Raw genomic sequence first — 23,693 nt, 5'->3', positions numbered from 1 at the left:
CGTCGACATCGGAAGGCGGGCAGGTAAGAGGAACGAGTATCCGATCAAGCCTTCAGTCGTTGCTCTGAGCTTTCCAGATGTCAGCGGCCTTCGCCGCGATCATCATGATGGGAACATTCGGGTTGCCGGAGATGATCGTTGGCATGACCGACGCGTCGGCAATTTTGAGTCCCTGGACCCCACGCACGCACAAGTCAGGCCCCACAACGGCGTGAGCGTCTATGCCCATCTTGCACGTGCCGACAGGATGGTACTGCTGGCTAGCCGTGGCCCTGATGTAGGCATCAATAACTTGGTCGCTCATCAGCTTGGTTTCAGGTGCAATCGGGGCGCCGCGATAATCTGAGAGTGCGGGTGAGTTTCCGATGCTCCAAACCTGGCGGTAGCCGCTGCGCATTGCGGCGAGGTCCTCTGGCGACGAAAGCGAGTTGTATTGAACGCTGGGCCGGTCTGCCGGATCGCGAGATCGGAGTCTTATCTCACCACGACTCTCTGGCCGCATTAGCTGGACGCGGGCGTGTAGGGTGTCTTGATACGCAGCCTTGACACCGGGCACCCAAACATTAGCGGTAGGAGGCGGAATCTGTAAATAGAAATGGAGATCGGGCTGGGACAGCTGCGGCGCGGACCTGACGAACGCAATCAATGCCGCGGGAAGGTTGGCGGAAGGCCCGCTACGAAGTAATGCCGCCCTGGCCAGATTCAGCGCAGCTTTGTCTATGCGAAGGGCGCTGTGCAAGGCTCCCGGTTCCTTGCGTTTCCACATGACCGAGAACGCAAGATGATCCTGGAGATTCTTGCCAACAGCCAAATCGACGATCGGGCGAATGCCCATCTCTCTCAGATGGTCGGCTGGCCCAACGCCGGACAACATTAAGAGTTGGGGGGTATTAATTGCACCAGAGCTTAGGACGACCTGGCGTGACTTCACAACCCGTCTGGTTTGCCCTTGCAGGTATTCGACGCCAACCGCCCTCGTGCCTTCAAAAATGATCTTGGTTGCGAGTGCATTCGTGCGAACTGTCAGATTTCGTCTGCCCAGCGCCGGACGAAGGAATGCAGTCGCTGAAGAAGAACGACGCCCGTTCCGGATCGAATACTGTAGGACGCCTAGGCCCTCCGGTTCTTTGCCATTGAGATCTTCGCTGAACGAGTACCCAAGATGCCGGCATGCAGCCATCCACGCGTCATAGACGCGATCGTCTACTCGTCCCCACGTCGCCCCAAGCGGACCGTCGGCACCGCGCCAACCGTCGTTCTCGCCATCCCACGCCTCGCAGAGCTTAAAGTACGGCAGAACCTCTTCGAAGCTCCAGCCAGTGGCGCCGCCACGAGCCCATCCATCGTAGTCGGCGGGGTGACAGCGGGTATGCGCCATGTAATTGATGGAACTTCCGCCACCAATGACTTTGCCATGCGGAATGTAGTTCTTGCGACCATTTAGTCCCGGGTCAGGCTCTGAAAAGTCATTCCAACGGAACATTCCTTTCTGCGTCATATGGCTGATGCCGACCGGGATGCCGATAAGGGGATGCTTGTCCCATCCTCCCGCTTCCAACAGCAGCACTTGCTTGGTTGCCTCCTCGCTCAGCCGATTCGCAAGTACACAACCGGCGGATCCAGCGCCGACGATGACGTAGTCGTATTGCTGCTCTTCCATCCCTGGGCCCCACCTTCTTGCGTCGCGCCGCTCTTCTCGCGCGCGCGCCTTGATCGATTCCGTCCTTGCACTTCCGTGCTTGGGCTCGCCTACCACCACACCGCCGGAGTGTCCTGCATTTTCCGATATTAGTCAATTTTCAAAGCGCCATCGCATAAGTGCGTTACGGTCCGCTTACACCAGTCGAAGTAGGAGTTTTAGCTTCCATACCGGCTGTCAACACGAGGATTCGCTAAGAACGTGCAGGCGAAGGCGAGCGTGAGCAGACCTTGCGTCTCGTCCAAGGTGCTGCTATAAACCGGACTTACATCGGCTTTATTTCAACTCACTATCGTGGCGAGTGCGCGAGGAGACTGAACCATGTTCACAAAGGTCGGACCCGTATTTCAGATTGGCTATGTAGTCCGAGATATCGACGAGGCGATTGCGCATTGGAATGCGATGGGGGTTGGTCCCTTTTTTCTCACGCGACGTCCCGCCTACGTCGAGCAGTCGTACAAGGGGCAACACACCGATTGCGAGATCAGCGCCGCATTCGCATATTCGGGCGACTTGCAGATTGAACTGGTCCAGCAAAAAAACACCGCTCCCTCAGCGTTTCAAGACTTTATTGAAGCTTATGGGTATGGTGCACAGCACCTCGGCATTCTCTCCGATGACATCTTGCGTGACACGCAAGCGCTCACTGCAAACGGCTTTAAGCCGTTCCACAGGATGCTCTCCGCTATCGGCGTAGAGACGATATTCTTCGACTCGGAACTCCATGGAGGGACGGTGCTGGAGCTGATCAGCGCAGTCCCGCTGGTTACCTCGGGCTTTGCCCAGATGAAAGCGGCCGCACAGAGCTGGGACGGTTCCGGCCCTTCTATCATCGAGTTTTAATCCGCAAACCTCATTTGACATTGCGTCTGCACAAGTCGCGGTGCCCCAGTTAGCTCCAGGAGTGTTCCCATGTTAAAGATTGGCGATGTTTCGTACCCCTCCCTAGAAGGAAAAGTATCCGAGGAGGAGTGGGACATTAGAGTCCAGACGGCCGCCCTCTATCGTCTCGTTCCCTTGATGGGATGGGACGACCTCTCGATGCAGCTGGTCTCGGCCAGAGTCGGCGACCACTACCTCTTTGGCCCGGCCGGTCCGCTCTATGAAGAAGTCACGGCATCCAGTCTCGTCAAGATCAATCTCGAGGGTGACGTCATCAGCGATACCCCGTTCGGGATCGTGAAAAGCACTTGGCACCCGATGCGTGCGGTACATGAAGCGCGCAAAGATGCAAACTTCGTCATTCACACGCACGACGACATCATTGCAGCGGTTGCCTGCAATTCGGCCGGCCTTCTGCCAATCTCGCAATCCGCTGCGTTTGCGATTGCAGACGGATTGGGTTATCACGATTACGAAGGCGCAGAGACGTACGCGGAGAAAATTCCGTCGTTGCAGCGCAGTCTGGGCCCGACGAACAACGCGGTACTTCTGAGGAACCACGGCTTGTTGACACTTGGCCCGATCGCGCGCGCAGCATTTATGCGCCACTACAACATTCGTAAAGCCTGTCACATCCAGATGATGGCCGGCGGCGCCACATATGGAAGTCTCGTGCATTTGTCTCAAGAAATGCTCGACTCCTTCAAGTTTGAGCTCGCCCGACTCGGCCAAGGCGAAGGCACCACTGATCCATGGGACGGCTTGCTGCGCAAGCTCGCCAAAATTGACCCCTCCTTCATGCATTAACGATCATGAGCGAACAAAAGCTTAACGGTGCACAATCGCTAATTCAGACCCTCGTCAACTGCGACGTCGACGTCTGTTTCGGCAATCCTGGCACGTCGGAGATGCATTTCGTAGCCGCCCTCGATTCGGTGCCCAGAATGCGCGGTGTCCTGTGTCTGTTTGAAGGCGTTGCGACAGGTGCCGCGGACGGTTACGGCCGCATTGCCGAAAGGCCGGCCGCGACGCTACTTCATTTGGGACCGGGCCTCGCCAACGGCCTCGCCAATCTCCATAATGCGCGACGCGCCAGCACACCTATCGTCAACGTGGTAGGCGACCACGCAACTTACCATCTGCAGTACGACGCGTTACTGACTTCGGACATCGTTGGCTTCGCGAGGCCGGTGTCTGCATGGATCCACGAGTCGAAATCTTCAAGGACAGTGGGCGCTGACGCGGCACGTGCCGTTCAAGCTGCCAAGGGCGCACCTGGGTCGATCGCCACGTTAATTCTCCCGGCAAATTGTGCGTGGGAGGAGGCCGACGCGCCAGCCAATGCCCTCCCCGACGAAGTTCCCTTCGCAGTAAGTGAAGCAGCTCTGCGGCGCGCAAACGAATGGTTGCGTAATGGCAAGAAGACCGCGATTCTTTTGGGGGGAGCAACGCTACGTGGCATCGGACTGGAGACGGCTGGGAAGATCCAGACGTCAACCGGCGCGCGGCTATTCTGCGATACGTTCGCGCCCCATGTTGAACTCGGTGCCGGCCGGGTGAAGGTGGAACGCATTCCGTACTTTGCGGAGCAGATCACGGCGGTCTTACAAGATGTCGAGCAACTGATTCTGGTGGGCACTCGCCCACCGGTTTCTTTCTTTGCGTATCCCGGCAAACCGAGTTGGTGTGCGCCCGAGAGCTGCGCCATCACGTATCTTTCGCACGCCCACGAAGACGCCGTTATCGCACTATCATCGCTTGCCGAGAGTTTAGGGGCGACCGCGCCCGGTTTGCAACGAAGTGAGAAGAGCCTTCCCGGCTGCCCGACAGGATCGCTCACGCCGCTGACGATTGCGCAGGCTATCGCCGAACTCACACCGGAGAACGCGATCTTCGCGGACGAGTCCTGCACCAGCGGCGCTGCCCTCCATTCCATGATGGCCACGGCGCGACCATTTACCCATCTGCCGCTCACAGGTGGCTCAATTGGTCTGGGGCTGCCACTTGCTATCGGGGCTTCGATCGCCGCTCCGGATCGCAAGGTCGTTTGCCCGCATGGGGACGGTGGGGCAGCCTACACGATGCAAGCACTCTGGACGATGGCTCGTGAAAAACTCGACGTGACTGTCGTCATTTACGCGAATCGATCATACGGCATTCTCAACATCGAGATGGGCCGTGTGGGCGTGACCGGATCCGGCGCAAAAGCGCTGTCCATGCTTGATCTTCACAACCCCGATATGAATTGGGTGCGTATCGCGGAAGGCCTGGGTGTAGAAGCGAGTCGCGCGAATACGGCAGAAGAGTTTGTGAGCCAGTACCGATCAGCCATGCACCAACACGGTCCCCGCCTCATCGAGGCAGTAATCTGAAAGTAAGCTCCAGGGTGCGCTGGCGGCGCCAGCAGATGTTTTAAAGCGAGCTGGCCTGGCCAGCGTTTCGGTGAGTCACTTCCTCAGGGACTCACTTTTTTTCCAAATTGGGAAAAAAGGTGCCTCCAAGTCGCTTCGCACACCTGACCCACGATTCATGTAGAAACAGAGGCGCCGCATGGGCAGCTTACGGTTGAAAGTGCGCCCCGCGACTTTCAACGGAATTTCGGTTCGACGCGAGCGATGCTGCAAAAAAGCAGGCTTACGCCAGCTTTAGAGTTTTTCGTTGGATTCTGTCTCGCGCACCATCAGTGTGTCTGGCAGGAAACATCGCAGGTAGGCGACCGTCGCCCGGAGGGACTCTGCGAAGGTTTCGTCATCAATGGTACCGTTCGTGGCATAAGCGCCGGCCCATAACCCCTCACTAATCTCCGCGGCAAACAGATAAACTCGTTCCAAATCGGGGATCTCAGGCATGACGAATCTTTGCCGCGTCACAGCCAAAACAGATTGAGCGAAAAATGCATTCGTTTCGCGATTCTTAGCACGACTACTTCTGTGCAATGCCGGTCCCAGCATGATTTCGCTCATCGCGCGATGACCATTTAAGACAGCTCGCGAGGTCTCCATATGCGCTCTTGTGAGTTCCTGCCAACTGCTATTTTTTGTCGTCAGCTTGTTCCGGTTCGCCTCCAAGACTTTTGCGGTCAGTTGCTCATTATAAAGTCGATTCAGCTCCACGTGTATTGCCGCCACGGTGCTGAACAGATAATGCACAGAAGCCGGAGCGATCTTTGCTTGCTTGGCAATATCGTAGAGACTCAAGTCTTCGATATTATTTGTCTGCAGTAGAGTTTCCGTGGCCTCAATAATCGCTTGATAACGACGACGACTGCGCTCTTGGGAGGGCATTCGCGCCTCCAGGCGCACTTCTTCCGTCCGCCCCTTTCGATGGGAAGCTTTTTGGCGTACCGCGCCACTAGGTTTGGATACAGAGTTTGACAATGTTAATTTCGTCCGTAAACGTGATTGCCTTCGACGAGACTCCGCTAGGAAATACCCGCCAGGACGCGATTGGCGGCTCGCATGCCGCTTCGCACTGCTGACTCCATATGCACACCGTCGTAATCGTTACCGGCGAAAGAGATGCCTGAAAACGATTCGGCGTCCTTTTTGAACTTCAAGATTTTAGCATGCTGGCCCACTGACAAGCGCCCAACTCCCCACGGGTGTCGCTGCACACGCGCTTCCTCGACATATTCCGCAACACCGGGGAAGAACGCGTCGATGTCCTTGAGCGCCAGGTTGATCAGCTCCGTATTCGTGAGCTGATCGAAGTCTGCTGAGTTTGGGTAACACGGCCAAGCAGATAGAATTCCTTTACCGCTCGGGACCATATGCGGGGTCTTCACACTGTGGTTGATCGCCATATTAAAGACCGTGTCACGGTATGCATGCCCAAGATACACATATGCGTCCGTCATCAGAGGGCGGTCAAGAAAAAAGTAGACGAGTCCGAATGGCGCATTAGGAAACCCTCCCAGGAAAGTTCTGGCGTTCGCGAGATGATCCGGCATCAATTTGGCGGCATAACCTACTGGTGTCGCAACGATAACGTGATCCGCCTTTATTGATTCGCCACTCGCGAGTACGACACCGTCCACCTTTCGTCCCGAAAACGAGATTTTTTCTGCAGGGCACTCGTATCTAACACCGACCGCCGCGGCGATTTTTTCGGGTAATGTCACATTGCCCGTTCGCAGCGTCATAACACTGGTTGTGGCGACCAACCTCATCAGGTTCATATAGTGATAGAGATTAGTGTGTTCCGGAGTCGTGTTGGCCATCGCATGGGCAGACGGCCGGAGAATGAAATCTCTGAAATCCTCGCCCGCCCAAGAAAAGGCTTCGGCAGCCGAAAGGTTATCGTATCCCGGCAGATCGAGGGCGGTTTCGAACAGATCAAATTTCTTGCCAAACGTCATGTATTTCGCGGCGAACCAAGCGAAATCACGCTTGCCGCGTGCGTTCATCAGTTTGGTAATTCCCGTGCGGCCCTGCGGGTACCGCAAATTGCCCGCGCGGTCAAGGTACGCCGGTTGGTGGTTTGTTTGAGGGATTAGATCGCCCTCCAGTCCGTAAGCACCCGCCAGCCTGATCAATTCTCGATAATTTGAGTGTATGCCCTGCCCGCCCGCCTCTGCAGAGTCGTTACCCCGCTGCATCCGTACTAGACGGCCTCCTGGGCGCGAAGAACCCTCCACTACGATAACGTCTTGTCCAGCTGCTTTCAGCGTATGCGCTGCAGCCAGGCCGGCAATACCGGCGCCAATCACGATAGTGGTCTGTTTCATCGTTGGTAGTGTGTGTGCGCTATTCATCCCTCCGAGAAGGGCCTCCGAAGCGAGTGTACGCCAAAACTTGACTAACGTCAGGTTTAGCGTAAAGTTATCGGGACCGCGTGCTTCGCGGCTCGCTCACTCACACGTTGGAGATTTCCATGCAGAATGCCGCCCAGCCTCGCCAGCAAGAGGCTTGGTTCGAAACGTCAACGGGCGCTAAGCTCTTGGTTCGTAACTTCAGTCCTCTTGAGCCCGCAGAGACCGTGCCCCTGCTGTGCCTTCACGGCTTCATGCGCAATTCGCGGGATTTCTGTGAACTTGGTGAGCTCCTGGCTTCTCAAGGCGTGCAGGTAATTGCGCCGGACCTTCGGGGGCGCGGCTTCTCGACTCGATTTACGGATGCAAAGGACTACCATTACGACTTGGTCAAGGGGGACGTATGGGATCTCCTTGATCATCTGCAGATTGAGCGCGTCGCCGTCCTCGGGATTGCACTGGGCGGACTGATCGCCATGGACATGGCCGCAGAGCGACCTGGACGAGTGTCCGGAATCGTTCTGAATGATCTGGGCGCCGAAATCGTCGAGAGCTCGTCGAAGCGAATGGCAAACAATGTGGCGGCCGCTGACTTTTCCTTCGACGAGGCAGTGGAAAGGATGAAGCTGCATTTTGGTGAGACCTACCCTGACCTTACCGACGAGCGATGGAAGGATCTGATGTTGCGTGCGTATCGGGAATTTTCCCCCGGTCGCTATGCGCGGGACTTCGATATGTTGTCCCTTGTCGACGCTAAACGCATGAAAGAAGAGCGTCCAGATGCTTGGTCACAGTTCCTAGCAACGCAGGAGATTCCCGTCGCTATCCTTCGCGGAGAGACATCCGACTTCTTCACTGAAGACTGCGCACGCCGCATGGTGGCCGCACATCGGAACGCCACCCTCACAACGGTGCCGGGGCGCGGCCACCCGCCCCTTCTCGACGAACCAGAATCACTGTCAGCCGTGACAGCGCTGCTTCGGGCGGCCAGCCTGTAGCGATCGAGTGGGGCGACTTTCACTCACGAGCTAATTACAAGAGTTCAAACGCATTCGTTGCGCAATACATCCCCGACACTACGTCAGCCACTGACAGCAGGAAATGAAAGAGCCCCAAGCTACTCGACTCGTAAAGTACCCCTTGTACACGGTAGGTGACCTGTCTTCCGGCATCTACGCTGTAACTCCCAGCATTCTTCTGATGTTCTATATGACGAATGTTCTGGGTATAAGCGTCGCTCTCGCGACTATCGCGGCCGCATTGCCCAAGGTTGTTGACCTGATATCTAGTCCCTTGGTCGGAGGAATGTCTGACAACACCTCCAGCCGCTTTGGACGCCGTCGCCCCTATCTCCTTTTTGCCGGCGTGACCATATTCCCTGCATTCTGTGCAATCTGGTTCGCTCCCTTCAAGGATCCTCTCTATTCCGCGCTGTTCATCATAGCAGTCTTCAGTATTTGCGCATTCTGCTATTCCACCTTCTTGGTTCCATACTGTGCGCTCAACTGCGAGATTGCTACGGACTACCACGACGGCACGATCCTCAACTCGTGGCGGGCGGCATACTCCATGTCAGGATGTTTGCTGGCCGGGGCGGGCGCACCATTGATTGTCGAACACTTTGATGGGGGTCGTACTGGCTACCTGACTATGGGCGCCACGATGGGCGGGATCATGGCGGCTGGCATCATGGTCACCTTCTTCGCCTCCAAGGAACCGCCGCGGAAGGTTGACGTGCCGAATATCAGTTTGAGGGAGATTCTCTCGGCCATATTTCAAAACCGACCTTTCTCTGTCCTCTTGGCGGCCTACTTCGTGCACGTAGTCGGCTCAGGCGTCATCAGCGCCGCCCTGGCTTACTATGTCACCTATGTACTTCGGCGCGGCACGGATTCCCTTTCGTTGCTTTTCCTGTTGATGTTTGCAGCTTCGGTCGTGGCTATTCCGATCTTTGTCTGGCTTGGAAAGCGATTCGGGAAATTTGTGACTTTTGCATTATCAATCGCTCTGGCTGGAATCGCCGTAACAGGCTATGGACTGCTTGACGCATCTGCGCCCTTTGCGCTCGCCCTGCTAGTCGCAACAGTAGCGGGCGCGAGCGAAGGAGGTGTGCAAGTGTTCGCATACTCTATGCTGGTCGACAGCATCAAGTTTGGCGACAAGCGCCGGCAAATCACACCCCCGGAAGCCGCACTAAGTGGTGTATTCCTGGCAGGGGAGAAGCTTGGGTACGCCGTTGGGGCTGTTGTGGCCGGCCTGATCTTTACTCTCTACGGCTTGGTTGAGACCAATACCGGATTCGTTGACCAACCGGCATCTGCACTAGCCGGAATTAAGCTCGCGACATCGATTGCGCCAGCACTGCTCAATGCGGTCTCCTTTGCCATATTCTGCTTGTATCGGCAATTTGATCGGAGCTTGGACCTTAGCCAGAAGGCGTCGACGGTGGCCGAACAAGAAGTCGCGCTGTAGCACATCTACACATAGCGGAGACCAGAGTAAGGACAATAAGGCGTTATCACACAACGCAACGAAGTCCTTTTCACCTTCTGCCGACGCGGCGGCGAGTCCCGTATCGTGCTACTTCCACCGCGCTTCATCAATGTGCCAGCGAAGAAGCCGCATCGTCAACAACAACTTGCGGCGGCGTGTCCTTCAACGATAATAGGATTCTGACGGGGGCGTCGAGGTGCATATCGCACCAACGTGCCCCGCCAAGTACACCAACTTTTAGGCCCAGTTGCAACCGCTTCCGTTTCATGCGGTGCGACGGCTGGCCAACCTCGTATCGAGTACGGAAGCCGGCTCTTCTCGATGCCCGCGCGCAGCACGGTCGTTTCAATCCGCAATATGTTCGTGACGACCCCAAGACATACGACAAATGGATGAAGCAAATCCCGCTTCGTCGGCACGCTGAACCCCACGAGATGGCCGGGACGGTGCTGTACCTCGTTTCGGACGCAGCAAGCTATACAAATGGCGCGTGCATTGTGGTGGACGGCGGGCTCACTATCTGAAGCCTTGAAAAGTAACCCTAGCCGCGTGGCGGGAGCGTGCCGGCCACAGCCAGCGGCTTCGGATCCGAGGGCCATTTTCTCCTCGAGGCATAACAGAGAACGCAATGAATAATTCGACGACAGATTTCGAGGGCACACGGCCGGTGACGCCTCATAGCTTTGACGTCGGGTCACTGGAAGAATGGTTGAGACACCATGTCGAAGCCTTCACAGGCCCCGTGACCGTCGAGCAGTTCAAGGGCGGCCAGTCCAACCCCACGTTCAAGCTGATCACGCCGGGCCAGACCTATGTGACGCGCGCCAAGCCGGGCCCGAAGTCGAAGCTGCTGCCGTCCGCCCACGCCATCGAACGCGAATACCGCGTGATGAAGGCGCTGGCCGGCACGGACGTCCCCGTGGCTCACACGTACGCGCTGTGCGAGGACGAAGACGTGATCGGCCGCGCGTTCTTTATCATGGAATTCGTCAGCGGCCGCGTGCTGTGGGACCAGTCCCTGCCCGACATGACCACGGCCGAACGCGGTGCGATCTATGACGAGATGAACCGCGTCATCGCCGCGCTGCACTCGGTGGACTACAAGGCCATCGGCCTGGCCGACTATGGCAAGCCCGGCAACTACTTCCAGCGCCAGATCGAACGCTGGAGCAAGCAGTACAAGCTGTCGGAGACCGAATCGATCCCGGCCATGGACCAACTGATTGCCTGGCTGCCCGAACATATCCCGCAGGAAGACCTGGACCTGACCAGCATCGTCCACGGCGACTACCGGCTCGACAACCTGATGTTCCATCCGACGGAGCCGCGCGTGCTGGCCGTGCTGGACTGGGAACTGTCCACGCTGGGCCACCCAATGGCCGACTTCGGCTACCACTGCATGAGCTGGCATATCGCGCCGGGCCAGTTCCGCGGCATCGCCGGGCTGGACCACAAGGGCCTGGGCATTCCCGACGAGGCCAGCTATCGCCGCATGTACGAGCAGCGCACCGGCCGCCAGATCACCGGCGACTGGAATTTCTACCTCGCTTTCAGCATGTTCCGGATCGCCGGCATCCTGCAGGGCATCATGAAGCGCGTGGTGGACGGCACGGCATCGTCGGCGCAGGCGCTCGACGCGGGGAAGCGTGCAAGACCGATCGCCGAAATGGCTTTGAAGTACACGTCGATCTCAAGATAATCCAACGGAAATTTTCAGGCTGGCGTATGTGCCAGCCCCGACGATATTTCGGTACGGTCTGCTATTCGTGAACTGGTGCATCGTCGCCTCACTCAATGCAACTCATTGCCGCCTGAATCGAGACCGCTAAGGAGAGCAGCGGTTTGGGGAGCATCGCCTCGACCTCATAGGCGCCGCAACTGCCACCACCTGCGGCTGCCACGAGGCTACGCAATCGCCGTATTCTCGCACTGACTGAACCGCCCAGTTCGTCGATCACCGAGTTCATTGAAGGGGAAAAGGCAGGGAAGCAGCTTCTACCCGGCCAAGCCTATGCAAGCATGGTGCAAAGAGGCATGCGATGCTGAACGAGGGCGCCGGGGCATAAAGAAGTACAGCCTCAGGCGGTCTGCGGCTCGGTTACGGTAGACCGCCTATGTATAGACTCCGCGATAGTGCTTACGATACTCTCCATCGCTGTACCCGGACCAAATACACACTGCACCCCGCACTTGTGTAGCGAATGCTCATGATCTGTTGGAATGATACCTCCGACAAACACCGGAACATCCAGTCCAGTCCTGCGCAATGCTTGTAGAAGTCCCGGCACGAGCTCCATATGCGCGCCGCCCAACGAGGAAATACCGATAGCATCGAATCGGCCGACCGACGCAGCGGAGACCACGTCCATTGCCGACTGAAAAAGCGCAGTCATTTCCACGAAGAATCCCGCGTCATCCAGCGCAGCGGCAACCGCCTTCGCGCCGCGGTCATGCCCGTCCTGTCCAAGCTTGGCAATGATGATGCGTGGCGTCCTGCCAAGCCGCTCGCTCAGATCGCGGACTCTTTCGCAGGCCACCTTCCATTGCGCACTCATACCTCGGGCGCCGCCATACAATCCAGCGTCGTAGGATGGGCGAACGGCATGCCTAGGCCAGACTTTGAGCAATGCAGCGGTGCACTCGCCAACGGTCGCGCGACACCGCATCGCGTCAATGGCACAAGAAAGCAGATTGCGATTACCGCTATGGGCTGCGTCAGTCAGTGCAGCCAGCGCATTTTTCACTGCTACTTCATCGCGGCACTGGCGCAAAGCAACCAATCGGCGAGTCTGCTGTGCGCGAACATGAGCCCCGTCAACATCAAGGCGTTCCTGGGCGTTCTCTTCGGGCTCCTGGTAGCGATTAACGCCTACCACTACCTCTTCCCCCGCATCAAGACGCGCCTGTGTTCGAACTGCTGATTGATGGATGCGGCTGTGGATCCATCCTGATTCGAGCGCCTTCAAGATACCGCCCTCTTCCTCTATCTCTACAAGGATCGCTTTCACGCTCGATACCATCTGTGCGGTCAGCGACTCCACTAGGTACGAGCCAGCCCACGGATCTGCTACATCGCAAAGACCAAACTCGTGCTGAAGAATCAGTTGAGTGTCGCGCGCCAGGCGAGACGCTTGTGGACTAGGAAGTGCCAGCGCCTCGTCGAAACCGTTGGTATGAAGCGATTGGGTGCCACCGAAGATCGCAGCCATGGCTTCTACGGTGGTACGGGAGATGTTGTTAAGCGGCTGTTGCGCCGCAAGCGTCCAACCGGAAGTTTGGCAATGCATCCGCATCGCTGTGGCTCGCACACTCGTTCCACCTTGCTCGCGCACGATGTCATGCCACAGGATCCGGGCGGCTCGCAGTTTCGCGATCTCAACGAAGAAATTCTTCCCTACACCGAAGAAAAAGGACAAGCCTGCACAGAACGCGTCAATATCCAGACCGCGCTTATTCAGCTCGCCAACATAAACGGTGGCATTGGCTAGCGTCAGCGCTAGTTCCAACGCTGGATCAGCCCCAGCCTCCTGAAAGTGATACCCGGAAATCGACATGCCATTGAATTTCGGCGCGTGCACTGCAAGCCACTCCACGACGTCAGTGGCGATGCGCAGCGATGGCTGCGGTGCGTGAATCCATGTATGGCGAACCATGAATTCCTTGAGAATGTCGTTCTGAATCGTACCGCGCAGATTTTGGAAAGGCACCCCACGTTCCTCAGCGGCCGCCAGGAAAGCAGCCAATACGGGCAGAACGGCACCGTTCATCGTCATGGATACTGAAACTTGCTCGAGTGGAATGCCCTCGAAAAGGCGGAGCATGTCCTCGACTGAATCGATGGCTACACCCGCCATTCCGACGTCAGCCTTCGCCTCATCGTCATCCGAGTCATATCCACGATGTGTAGGCAGGTCGAACGCCACTGAAAGACCTTGGGCGCCTTGCCGCAGCGCTTCACGGTAGGCCAAATTGGAAACAGCAGCGTCGGCAAACCCGCCGTACTGGCGCACTGTCCACGGTCGCTTTGCGTACATCGATGCGTACGGCCCACGGACAAATGGTGCCTCTCCTGGCAAACTGCCGAGGTGCTTGAGCCCGGCTATATCCTCGGGGCCATAGACCGCTTTGATCTCTATACGCGTTCCGCCCCCTGCTCCGGACGATCCCGTCATCTCACCCTCCAGCGCTTTCTCGTCACAACGTCGGCGATTTTTTCACCGTCGCGCATCCGGCGAATCTCACACCAGTGCCCAATCCCGTCCTCGTTGCGCTGCGATGCAGAAAAATTCAGCTCCAATGTTTCGCCAACATTGACATTGCCGTGAAAAAATATGTCGCGTTCACAGATAACCGGAGGGTCTGCATCAGACCTCCATTGCCACTCGGCACGATCCACCATCGACTGAAAGCTCGCGAAATAGAGCAGATCTGCCCCGTTAAAGTCCCCGTATGGGCAGGGAAGGAATGCAACTGTATGGCTGCTCGCATGCTGTGCTTGGTCAAGCCCCAAGTGCTCAACCCAGTCTCCAGTGCGGAAACGGCGTGCCAAGGCAGACAGGTGCAGACCACCGACTGCCTCGGAGGACGTGCTTCCGTCCTGGACCGCCGTCGGCATCGCCCGCACGACTGACCGGTTGTCTCGCTCACGGGTGCGACGAATGAACGTTGAGAGCATCGTGACTCTGGCACGACACGCTCCGTGAGCCACAACGACGTGTTCGCTTAGGAATTTCGCGCCGCCAGCCGGCTTTAGAAACGAATCAATGGTAAAGGCGTCGTTTTCGCCGACTTCTTCCAACGACGCATCCTTAATGCGGATAGCAGTGAAGGCAGCATAGATTTTGTTCCCATCCGCGTCGCGGAAGTCCGGCGTCGACAGACCCGACATGGCTGCAAGCTGCTGCCAGTGTCTATCGCCGCACGTTTTCAGTAGCCAATTCTCTGAGAGACCGGCAAAGGAAAGTGCAGGCATGCCCGCGACGAATTGCGAACGGGTTGCCTCCATGTCAGGCAGCCAAGGCGTCCGGCCGATTCGCCGATGCAATGGCGTCCGCGAGATACGCGGCGTCGCGTGCGATTCCCGAGAATCGACCAGATCCCCAAGTGTGCAGCCACGGCAGGCCCAGGAAGTACAAGCCTGGCTGCGCCGTCATCCCGCGCTCGTGCCCGGGATAACCACGCCCATTGAATACTGGTACCTCTAGCCAGCTGAAATCGGGCCTGAAGCCAATGCACCAGATGATGCTGCCAATGCCGGCAGCTTGCGGGTCTAACAATTCCCGCTCGGTGGCCGGTTTCCATACCGGTGTATAGGTGCTGGCCGGCGGTGCGTCGATACCGCGTTCCGCGATGTATTTGTCAATACTGGCGTTGATGCGGTTATACGTTGCGTCGGCGTCGTCCAGTGCCTCGTTCAGATTGGGAGCAAAGCGCATCTGCCCATCACGATAGTCTTCCAGCACCCCGTACAGCTCCATCCCCTCACTGGCGAACTTCCGGAGGTCAATATCGCGCCCACCGTCCCGTCCAGTCACGTAGTGATTGGTGTTGTCGCGCACACCTTCGCGTAGCGGGTGCTCCGTCACGGGGAGGTCGTAGTACTTCATATCCGCCAGCCAGTCCACGACATCCCGCCCGCGGTAGAACCGTGCGCAGCGCGGTGCCTCGCCCACGGCGAGATACACTTTGCGGCCTGCCAGATGCAGATCTTCAGCGATTTGTGCCCCTGATTGACCGGAGCCCACGACGAGGACAGCGCCTTCAGGTAAGGATTGCGCGTTTCGATAGTCCGCCGACTGGATCTGCTTGATGCTGGCTGGCAGTCGTTCGGCCATGCGCGGCACAATAGGTACGTGGTATCCGCCGGAAGCTACCACTACCTGGTCGGCCGAAAACACTCCCTGGGTCGTAGCAACGGTGTAACCCCCCTCCGCGCGGCACTTTACGCTGCGTACCTCCGTGTTCTCCCGCACAGGTGGCGCCACCATGCTGATAAAGCCGTCCAGATACTCGACAATCTCCTCACGCTTCATGAACCCATGGGGATCATTGCCCGCGTATGGATAGCCTGGCAAGGCACACTGCCAGTTCGGAGTCACCAGGCAGAACTCGTCCCAGCGCTGTGTGCGCCAGGTGTGAGTCATTGTGTGCTTCTCCAGCACGAGGTGCTCGATGCCCGCACGCTGAAGGTAGTAGCTCATCGACAAGCCAGCCTGTCCGCCGCCAATGATGATCACGGGAAAGTGCTGGGCCTCTGCACCAGCAGAAGTGGCATTGTTGCTGTATGACATGATTTCGTTTCCTTTTCAAATGCGGGAAGGCGTGGCAACAGTGCCGCGCTGTGGTCTAACGGTCAAAGCCGAGAAACTCGACAGATGCACCGGACTGGCCCGCAAAGCGGGTGGCCTCGTTCTCAATCGCCTGCAACTGGTCCTGTGCGGCCGAGCATGCGTACCCGTACTTCCTCCGGACGCGTTCAGAGGCTTCGCCAAGCGCGCTCCGTGCACGGTCGAGGAACTCCTGTACGGGATAAATGGCACCGATCTCGAAATGCTCGGTCACGACTGATGAAGGGGAGTAGTAGCGTCCTTCCCGCTGGTCCGACCATCGCACGTGTATATAGGTCACTGGCATGGTTCGCCCTTCTTGTTCAGTAAGGGCGTTCTCAATAGACGGCGACGGCAAAATGAATGGGGCGGCGCCATAGTCCCAAACTTCGGCGGATTCCCCTTGGTATGAGATGCGGAGGGTGTGAGACGCGTCGAGTTCCCCGACATCAGCGCACGAAATACCGCGGGCATGAAACCGAGCGCAGATCTCGTCAGTCCGATCTGCGTCGGCAGCAAGCACAAAGCCGTAGCTCGGGAAGGCGGCAAGCCAGCGTTTAATGGGAACGCCTGGTGGGATAGGCATCGCATCTATGTTGATGCTGCCCCCCACTCGGGAACACTCCATTAGCATCAGTGCAGTGCCCACTGGCCCGGCCATGCTGATGTCTTTTGCGGCATGGCACAACGCATCCTCTGCCAAAGACGGCAGCACCTCCAAATCCCCACGCAAGCGCTCTGCCGGAGCGGAGGTTGACGCGTTCCAATAGGGGTATGGCTCCATGAAGCCACCACGTAGATCCACCGCCATCAGCAATCGTTGTCCTGGAGACGCTGCAAAGCTTGTCAAAAGCCGCTTTGCACGACCAAGAATAGCCACCGCTAGTTGCGCGTTGTCACTGCGGGCGTTGCTGTGGCCCCCTACGAGCGGTACGCCGTAGGCCACAGCGGCAGCCGCCATTCCCTTCATCACCTCGGCTGAGCTGCTAAGGTCTTTGCTCCAAAGCGCATCCACGACTGCTGTCGGGCGACCACCCATCGCGTAGATATCGCTGATGTTGACCATGACAGCGCTGTATCCGGCAAACCACGGCATGGCCCGGATGAAGTCCGTCACCATGCCTTCGATCGCGAACAGCAAATGTCCCTCACCGTCCGGTATTGCTGCACAATCATCGCCCAACAGAATTCCGGCGTCTTCCGCACGTTGGCCCAGCGGCAATGCACACTGGAGTTGGGACAGAACGCCGGCGATGTCGGTCTTGTGACCAAATCCGCGGCTCTCACGGAGCTCGCGCGCCAGTTGCGTCGCGTTCATACCCCTCTCCTTGCATCGATCTCGAAGCCGACAAGTGGGGTGTGGCAGGGAGGGTAGTAGTTCAAATCGGCAAGCATCAGATGATGCGGCCGGTCCAGCAAGACCTCCTCCGCCAGAGTACTCCAGTGCAATCGACGGAAAAGGGGGACGTTCTGGCTTTGCACGTGGGCAAGAAATCGGCTGCAACCAAGTGCATGAGCACTGCTTACAGCTAGGCGAATAAGGGTCGCACCGATGCGCCCCTGCCGTCGATGCTGCAAGGCCACTGCCAAGCGGGACCCATACCAGACCCCGGGTTCGCTCTCATGAATGCGTACTGTGCCTACAACCTGACCTTTTGAATCAACCTGTCCGTCACTAATTTCGACGGCAACCAGGAGCTGCGCGGCATCGTCGACAGCATCACGATCGTCGCCCTGGAAAATCCCCTGCTCTTCACAGAACACCGCTCGACGCAGCGCGTACGCCTGCTCGAATTCCCATTGTTCTTCCGCCCAACGAACCCGATACATTGGAATCGCCGGAACTTCAACGCAAAGGTCACGGCTCATCCCAACGCTCCTTCGTAAGCCGACAACGAGGAACAAGCACCGCACTTGCCGCATCCAGCCTTAATGTCAGCTGAGCGCATGCCTGCTGCGGTGACCATTTCGCCAAGCGGACCCAGGATTTCGCGCATGAAAGTCGGCGTTGGGGCAGCATGATCTTCGAGTGGCGTGCCGGAGATAGGGACAAACGGCACAACAAACGGATATACGCCAATGTCAACTAGCTTGCGCGACATCGAAAGAATGGCCTCCGCCGTGTCGCCCAGCCCAGCAAGGATGTATGTACTGACCTGACCTCGGCCAAATACACCGACGGCACTGCGAAATGCCTCCATATAACGTTCGATTGGTACCGATGCTTTGCCGGGCATGACACGCTCCCGAACCGCCGGCGTGACCACCTCCAAGTGCATGCCGAGCGTGTCAACCCCGGCGGCTCGCATACGCGAGAACCAACGGTCGTCGTCTGGTGGCTCGCATTGCGCCTGTATCGGCAGATCAACGGCCGCACGAATGGCGAAGGCGCTGTCGCACAGAATGCTGGCGCCCCGGTCAGGCGTGGGCGGCGTGCCAGTGGTCAACACCATGTGCTTGACGCCATCGAGCAACACTGCCGCACGGGCCACTTCGGCTAGTTGCTCAGGCGTCTTGCGGGCAATTGTCCGCCCCGCGGCCAAGGACTGGCCGATCGCGCAGAACTTGCAGGTCTTTCGCCGGCTTTCGTAGCGGATGCAAGTTTGCAGAACGGTCGTCGCCAGCACGTCGGCGCCATGCAACGTCGCAATATGTGAATACGGGACACCGTCCAGCGTCTGCATTCCATAGAAGCGCGGCGCCTTCGGGAAACTGATGTTGGCAATCTGAATCGTGCCGTGCTTGAGCGAACTCTTTCCCCCCGCGTCTGGCGCGGATGCGACGAATGGCGAATGCCATGCCGTGCTTGTATGCACCGGCACCATGATTGTCACGCCATCAATTGTGACTGCCTTGTGGTCCGATGGTCCCGCGCCACCCCGACGGCTAGCTGCGCCAGCACGTGGATCTTCCAGGCGAAGGCCAACGGATTGAAGTTCAGTCATCAACTGCCGGTTCGAGACCGACATCGAATCGTTGGAATGCATGGTCAGAACTCCATGGAAAGGTAGATGCGGGGGACGGAACATCTCGCATTGCGGAGACGGTGCAAGCAGGACGGTCGTTGATGGCAAGGCTCAGAAGTTCCGGACGAGCGTAGTGTCCAACCGAATCCATCATCCGCTTACGCTTCGTTATCAAACCCATATCGAGGTCTGCGATGACCATCCCCTCGCCTTCGCGCAATGGGGGAGCGAGATGCTGACCTTCGGGTGAGACAATGGCTGTGTTGCAGCCGCCGCGCAGTGCTTTCTGCAAGGCCGGGTCCGTTGTGACAGATGCAATCTGAGCGTCGGTAAGCCACCCGGTTGAATTCACGACGAAACATCCGGCTTCGAGTGCATGGTGGCGAATTGTTGCCTCAACTTGGTCAGCGAAGATTGGACCGACAAGCGAGCCGGGGAACTGGCTGCAGTGGATCTCCTCGTGCTGAGTCATGAGGGCATAACGGGCCAGCGGGTTGTAGTGCTCCCAGCACGCCAACGCGCCAACGCGACCGATCGCGGTATCAGCGACCTTCAGACCTGCAGCATCGCCCTGCCCCCAGATCATTCGCTCGTGGAATGTCGGGGTGAGCTTACGGCGTTTCACTGCGAGTTTCCCTTCGGTGTCGAAGATCAACTGCGTGTTATAGAGGCTGCCGTGATCGCGTTCATTTACGCCTAACACGACGACCATGCCGTACCTGCGCGAAAGCTCGGCTACGGCATGCGTCACGGGACCGGGTATCGTCACGGCCTGCTCATACAACCTGAGATGATCGCCCCCCGACTGAACAGGCGGCCGCACGAATGAAAAGTACGGGTAGTACGGCACGAAGGTTTCGGGGAACACAATGAGCTGCACCCCATCTCGTGCGGCGCGCTCAATGGCGTCCACGACCTTGGCAAGCGTGCCTTCTCCGCTTTCCAGGTCGGGCGCAATCTGGACTGCTGCAGCGCGCACCATTCGTTTTGCTGTCATGACGATAGCCCTCGCGCGCTTACACAGTCCAGGTGTCGATGATGAGTGCGTTCTCCTTGCGGTGAAGCAGCTTCAGGTCGAGAACATCCAGCGGATTAATGGGGCGAACACCTTCGATCAGCGACGCCTCGCCGTGACCATAGAGTGCTTGCAGCGCGAAGCGACAAGCGTAGACCTTGCCACCCTCGGCCATGAATTTCTTGAGCTGCTTGTTGAAGTTCAGGTGGCCGGGGAACGCTTCATCACCCAAAGTGGGGAAGCCACGCTGCAGACCGAGAGTGACGCCCGGACCGTAGAGCAGGATGCTGGTCTCGAAGCCCTTGCGCTGCAGGCGAGTGGCTTGCAGCATATTGACGAAGCCGATGGAGCCTTCAAAGGCGACGGTGTGAAAGGTCACCAGAGCTTTCTCGCCAGGTTCGGCTTTGACGTCCTCGAACACCTTCTCTTCGAAATCGACCAGATAATCTCCGTCCTTGTGAGCAGGTTTGTTGACTGCGGGCATGCTTGGCTCCAATGCTTGGTTGTGGATGGCAGACCCTCGTTATGCAAAGGATCCGGTCCGGAGAATCACTCCCAGACGCCATCCACAGTGCAACCGATATGCCACCAAGCCCCCTCAGCTATCCAATCAATGCCCGATCAACCAGTTGGCAAGGACTTTGTCGCATTCTTGATTGCATGACCCCTGTCTTGCCAACATCACAGCTTTCCCCGTCACAGCGGCATTACCAAGCCGATTGCATGCACCGCTAACAGGCTATCGAACGACTCAGAGCGCGTCAGCATGGGGAATATCGCCCCACTTCGGACCATTTTCCGGCAGACCAAATGCGATCACTCTGGCACGCTAAATGCACTCAATGCGGAGTCTGATTACCATCAACCTGCATGGAGAAAAGCCGTGTCCGGCCTTACCGTCCACTGGGCAAAACGCGTCGCCGACAGCGCGAAGCCCGCGTATCTAACCATCCCCGACCTCATAGAAGAGGCGTTGGCGAATGGGCAACTGCAAGTGCGCGACAGGTTGCCTGGCCTTCGTGACATGGCCGAAGCATTGAACTTGAACTACTCGACGGTGGCCCGCGCGTACAGTGAGGCCCGCAAGCGGGGGCTCATCGACGCCAAAGCTGGCGCTGGTACCTATGTGCGTGGGCGGGCGCCATCCCTCCCGCTGCGGGCGGGGACAAGCGCCGAGATGACGATGAATATGCCACCAGAGCCCCCAGAACTGGTGGCACGCTTGCGCGAATCGGCAGCAACGCTTGTCGGTGCGGCCGATCCATACATGCTGCTGCGGTACCAGGACTTTGGAGGTACCCCTGCTGACCGTGCGGTGGCCAATATTTGGCTGCGCACGCAAGTACCAGCCTCCTCACCGGACCGCCTGCTCATATGCCCTGGAATCCATAGCGCTCTGGTTGCTCTTCTATCCCAAGTGGCGCGCAACGGCCAAACACTGTGCGTGGAGGACCTTGCCTATCCAGGCATCAAAGCAATTTCCGCCCAGCTCGGGCTTCAGGTCCAGCCCCTACCCTGCGACGAAGAGGGATTGATTGGCGCTGCGTTCGAGAACTTCTGCAAGGCGCAAGAGCCGGCAGCTCTCTACTGCAATCCGACGATTCAGAATCCGAGCACACGGACAATGTCGCAGACACGGCGCGAAATCCTCGCCGACATCGCTCTGCGCTACAGCGTTCCGATTATCGAAGACGATGCATATGGAATGCTGCCCCGTCAGCGACCTGACGCGTTCGCGACCCTGGCGCCCGAGCTGACCTACTATGTCACCGGATTGTCGAAGTGCTTCGGGGCTGGTCTACGCATTGCGTTTGTATTGTCCCCTACCGCGCGACAAGCCCAACGCTTGGCTGGCACCCTTCGCGCGACCACGGTAATGGCGAGTCCGGTTAACACTTTGCTCGCCTGCGCGTGGATCAAGAACGGATTAGTTGACGATATGTTGGCCGCCGTGCGCGAAGAGAGTGCCGCGCGCCAGGCAATAGCCGGACGCATTCTGACGGGCCACGGATTTGCGAGCGATCCGGCCGGCTTTCATCTTTGGCTGCCCATTGGCGAAACATCTGGCTGGCGCCCCTCGGAGCTAGCACTACACCTTCGCTCCCGTAGCATTGGAGCCGTCTCTAGCGCCGCCTTCTCCACGGATGGAAACCCACCAAACGCCGTTCGCCTCTGTCTTGGGGGACCGAGCGACCGAGAGGAAATTGAAGAGTCTCTTCGAATCGTGGCGGATACCCTAGATGACCCTCATCATCTTCATTCGGCGATGCTGTGAGACGAATGAAGAGTTGCATCACAACGTATTGAGGATCCTCCCCCAAAGAACACCGTTATTCTTTATGCTTGGCGGTTTCAAGTGCGAAGTGCAACACCCCTCAGTTATTGAACAGGAAGCCGGTCCGTGGGATTGTCCAGAACCTGAGCGTGGACTTGTAGCGAGGAGTGCCAGTTCAGGGTTTTGCGCGGGCGGCCGTTGAGGCTGTCGGCGATGGCGTCAAGTTCCTCCTGCGAGTAGACGGACAGGTCGGTGCCCTTGGGTAAGTACTGGCGCAGCAGACCATTGGTGTTCTCACAGGTGCCGCGCTGCCAGGGGCTATGCGGGTCGCAGAAGTACACGCGCACGCCAGTGGCGGCGCTCAGTTCGGCGTGCCGGGTCATCTCTCGACCCTGGTCGTAGGTCAGGGTCTGGCGCAGCGGGGCCACCAGGGATTGCAGCTTCCCGGTGAAGCCGGCCAGAGCCGATGCAGCGGTGGCGTCCGGCATCTTGACCAGCAGTACGGCGCGGCTCATACGCTCGACCAGCACACCTACGGCGGATTGGTTGCCCGCACCCTTGATGAGGTCGCCCTCCCAGTGAATGAAATGAGCGCCTCCCACCCGTGAGTGGTGGAGACTGACTGAAAACAGCGCCTTCACGCGGCGGCATCGAAGTGCCCAAAATGCAAGATCATGAAGATGTTCAAGACCCGTCCGGAGGGGCGATCATGAAGCTTATGCCAGTGGGAATCGACATTGCAAAGAATGTGTTTCAGGTGCACCACGCAGACGCAGAAACTGGAGAGATCGTGAACCGCCCGATCAGGCGCGCGAAGTTCCTGGAGTACTTCGCGAACCGCCCGCCGTGCTTGGTCGGGATGGAAGCATGCGGCGGTGCTCACCACTGGGCCAGGCAACTGACACAGATGGGGCATGACGTCAGGCTGAAGCACCACGCCCCACAGTACGCCATCAGGAGCGAGCTTGGCGACTGGACGGCTGGCCTTGAGGCGTTGCGTACGGCAGGCTTGCGCCCTCATTGCGCCATAGCCGCCACGGGCGGTGGCATTGCGGCGAAGCTCACGCATCAGTGTCGAAGGCGCGCGGCCAAGCATGCGAGCCATGGCTCGCAGGCTGACATCTTCGGCCTTCCAAATCTCGATGCGCAAGCGTTCTTCAGGTTGTAGTTGTTGGTACTTCGTTCTCGTCATTGGGGGTGCGGCCGAAAACTTGGACTACCTGGAGGTAGTTCATGTACTCGTATGAAGACCGTCTGCAAGCGGTTCGGCTGTATTTGAAGTTAGGT

At 58.0% G+C, this 23,693-nt stretch carries 18 protein-coding genes and 5 pseudogenes; 9 read left to right on the top strand and 14 right to left on the bottom strand.

What is annotated here, in order from left to right:
- Positions 1–52: 52 nt before the first annotated feature.
- Positions 53–1,660, bottom strand: coding sequence for a GMC family oxidoreductase (locus BLQ58_RS26580; RefSeq protein ID WP_092603324.1), 1,608 nt, complete (start codon positions 1,658–1,660; stop codon positions 53–55).
- A 360-nt stretch (positions 1,661–2,020) separates the two neighbouring features.
- Between BLQ58_RS26580 and BLQ58_RS26575 the strand changes: the two genes are divergently transcribed.
- The 3 genes from BLQ58_RS26575 to BLQ58_RS26565 all read left to right on the top strand — a co-directional run bounded on the left by BLQ58_RS26575 (position 2,021) and on the right by BLQ58_RS26565 (position 4,953).
- Positions 2,021–2,542, top strand: coding sequence for a VOC family protein (locus BLQ58_RS26575; protein WP_049815940.1), 522 nt, complete (start codon positions 2,021–2,023; stop codon positions 2,540–2,542).
- Between the two features lie 69 nt (positions 2,543–2,611).
- Entirely contained in the window at positions 2,612–3,388 is a 777-nt protein-coding gene (locus BLQ58_RS26570; RefSeq protein WP_049815941.1) for a class II aldolase/adducin family protein, read from the top strand.
- Between the two features lie 5 nt (positions 3,389–3,393).
- On the top strand, positions 3,394–4,953 hold the full coding sequence (locus BLQ58_RS26565) for an acetolactate synthase large subunit (RefSeq protein ID WP_029051407.1): 1,560 nt from the start codon (positions 3,394–3,396) through the stop codon (positions 4,951–4,953).
- Positions 4,954–5,226: 273 nt separating this feature from the next.
- Here the strand turns inward: BLQ58_RS26565 and BLQ58_RS26560 are convergent, their stop codons facing one another.
- Both BLQ58_RS26560 and BLQ58_RS26555 read right to left on the bottom strand, forming a co-directional pair.
- Complete coding sequence (locus tag BLQ58_RS26560) at positions 5,227–5,865, bottom strand: TetR/AcrR family transcriptional regulator (RefSeq protein WP_029051408.1); 639 nt, start codon at positions 5,863–5,865, stop codon at positions 5,227–5,229.
- 137 nt (positions 5,866–6,002) lie between these two features.
- Positions 6,003–7,307, bottom strand: coding sequence for a protoporphyrinogen/coproporphyrinogen oxidase (locus BLQ58_RS26555; protein WP_175460018.1), 1,305 nt, complete (start codon positions 7,305–7,307; stop codon positions 6,003–6,005).
- 146 nt (positions 7,308–7,453) lie between these two features.
- On the opposite strand from BLQ58_RS26555, the gene BLQ58_RS26550 reads away from it, so the two are divergent.
- From BLQ58_RS26550 to BLQ58_RS26535, 4 genes and pseudogenes are all read left to right on the top strand, one after another.
- A complete protein-coding gene (locus BLQ58_RS26550; protein ID WP_029051410.1) occupies positions 7,454–8,329 on the top strand; it encodes an alpha/beta fold hydrolase in 876 nt (291 codons plus the stop codon).
- A gap of 103 nt (positions 8,330–8,432) precedes the next feature.
- Complete coding sequence (locus BLQ58_RS26545) at positions 8,433–9,803, top strand: MFS transporter (RefSeq protein WP_092603320.1); 1,371 nt, start codon at positions 8,433–8,435, stop codon at positions 9,801–9,803.
- 386 nt (positions 9,804–10,189) lie between these two features.
- Positions 10,190–10,348: pseudogene (locus BLQ58_RS26540) on the top strand (SDR family oxidoreductase); the annotation flags it as partial.
- 104 nt (positions 10,349–10,452) lie between these two features.
- Complete coding sequence (locus BLQ58_RS26535) at positions 10,453–11,523, top strand: phosphotransferase (protein WP_092603318.1); 1,071 nt, start codon at positions 10,453–10,455, stop codon at positions 11,521–11,523.
- A gap of 379 nt (positions 11,524–11,902) precedes the next feature.
- Here BLQ58_RS26535 and scpA read toward each other — a convergent pair whose 3' ends face one another.
- The 9 genes and pseudogenes from scpA to BLQ58_RS26495 all read right to left on the bottom strand — a co-directional run bounded on the left by scpA (position 11,903) and on the right by BLQ58_RS26495 (position 20,615).
- Positions 11,903–13,996, bottom strand: a complete 2,094-nt coding sequence (gene scpA / locus BLQ58_RS26530) for a methylmalonyl-CoA mutase (protein WP_049815992.1) — start codon at positions 13,994–13,996, stop codon at positions 11,903–11,905.
- Entirely contained in the window at positions 13,993–14,829 is an 837-nt protein-coding gene (locus BLQ58_RS26525; protein ID WP_029051673.1) for a Pnap_2097 family protein, read from the bottom strand. The genes scpA and BLQ58_RS26525 overlap by 4 nt, the downstream gene beginning before the upstream one ends.
- Position 14,830: 1 nt before the next feature.
- Positions 14,831–16,114: an MSMEG_0569 family flavin-dependent oxidoreductase gene (locus BLQ58_RS26520; RefSeq protein WP_092603316.1), complete on the bottom strand. Its 1,284-nt coding sequence runs from the start codon at positions 16,112–16,114 to the stop codon at positions 14,831–14,833.
- Positions 16,115–16,169: 55 nt separating this feature from the next.
- The gene (locus tag BLQ58_RS29255) at positions 16,170–16,457 is read right to left on the bottom strand and encodes an MSMEG_0570 family nitrogen starvation response protein (protein ID WP_175460021.1); all 288 of its coding nucleotides are present in this window, start codon (positions 16,455–16,457) and stop codon (positions 16,170–16,172) included.
- Positions 16,458–16,505: 48 nt separating this feature from the next.
- A pseudogene (locus tag BLQ58_RS26515) lies at positions 16,506–17,468 on the bottom strand (sll0787 family AIR synthase-like protein); the annotation flags it as partial.
- On the bottom strand, positions 17,465–18,019 hold the full coding sequence (locus BLQ58_RS26510) for an MSMEG_0567/Sll0786 family nitrogen starvation N-acetyltransferase (protein WP_092603312.1): 555 nt from the start codon (positions 18,017–18,019) through the stop codon (positions 17,465–17,467). The gene BLQ58_RS26510 and the pseudogene BLQ58_RS26515, both read right to left, overlap by 4 nt.
- Positions 18,016–19,137, bottom strand: a complete 1,122-nt coding sequence (locus BLQ58_RS26505) for an MSMEG_0568 family radical SAM protein (protein ID WP_254776182.1) — start codon at positions 19,135–19,137, stop codon at positions 18,016–18,018. Before BLQ58_RS26505 ends, BLQ58_RS26510 begins: the two co-directional genes overlap by 4 nt.
- Positions 19,088–20,113, bottom strand: coding sequence for a Nit6803 family nitrilase (locus BLQ58_RS26500; RefSeq protein WP_092603310.1), 1,026 nt, complete (start codon positions 20,111–20,113; stop codon positions 19,088–19,090). Before BLQ58_RS26500 ends, BLQ58_RS26505 begins: the two co-directional genes overlap by 50 nt.
- 19 nt (positions 20,114–20,132) lie before the next feature.
- Positions 20,133–20,615 carry an MSMEG_0572/Sll0783 family nitrogen starvation response protein gene (locus BLQ58_RS26495; protein WP_092603308.1) on the bottom strand — a complete coding sequence of 161 codons (483 nt, stop codon included), beginning with the start codon at positions 20,613–20,615 and terminating at the stop codon, positions 20,133–20,135.
- Positions 20,616–21,014: 399 nt separating this feature from the next.
- Between BLQ58_RS26495 and BLQ58_RS26490 the strand changes: the two genes are divergently transcribed.
- On the top strand, positions 21,015–22,406 hold the full coding sequence (locus tag BLQ58_RS26490) for an aminotransferase-like domain-containing protein (RefSeq protein ID WP_092603306.1): 1,392 nt from the start codon (positions 21,015–21,017) through the stop codon (positions 22,404–22,406).
- Between the two features lie 104 nt (positions 22,407–22,510).
- On the opposite strand, the pseudogene BLQ58_RS26485 reads toward BLQ58_RS26490, so the two are convergent.
- Positions 22,511–22,987 (bottom strand): annotated as a pseudogene (locus BLQ58_RS26485) (IS30 family transposase); the annotation flags it as partial.
- Between the two features lie 128 nt (positions 22,988–23,115).
- Between BLQ58_RS26485 and BLQ58_RS26480 the strand changes: the two are divergent.
- Positions 23,116–23,334: pseudogene (locus BLQ58_RS26480) on the top strand (IS110 family transposase); the annotation flags it as partial.
- Positions 23,335–23,337: 3 nt separating this feature from the next.
- Here BLQ58_RS26480 and BLQ58_RS26475 read toward each other — a convergent pair.
- Positions 23,338–23,598: pseudogene (locus BLQ58_RS26475) on the bottom strand (helix-turn-helix domain-containing protein); the annotation flags it as partial.
- Between the last annotated feature and the right edge of the window lie 95 nt (positions 23,599–23,693).

Source organism: Ralstonia sp. 25mfcol4.1, assembly GCF_900104095.1.
Taxonomy (GTDB): domain Bacteria; phylum Pseudomonadota; class Gammaproteobacteria; order Burkholderiales; family Burkholderiaceae; genus Cupriavidus.
The sequence above is the reverse complement of the archived record's forward strand: the minus strand, read 5'-3'. Positions and strand labels throughout refer to the sequence as shown.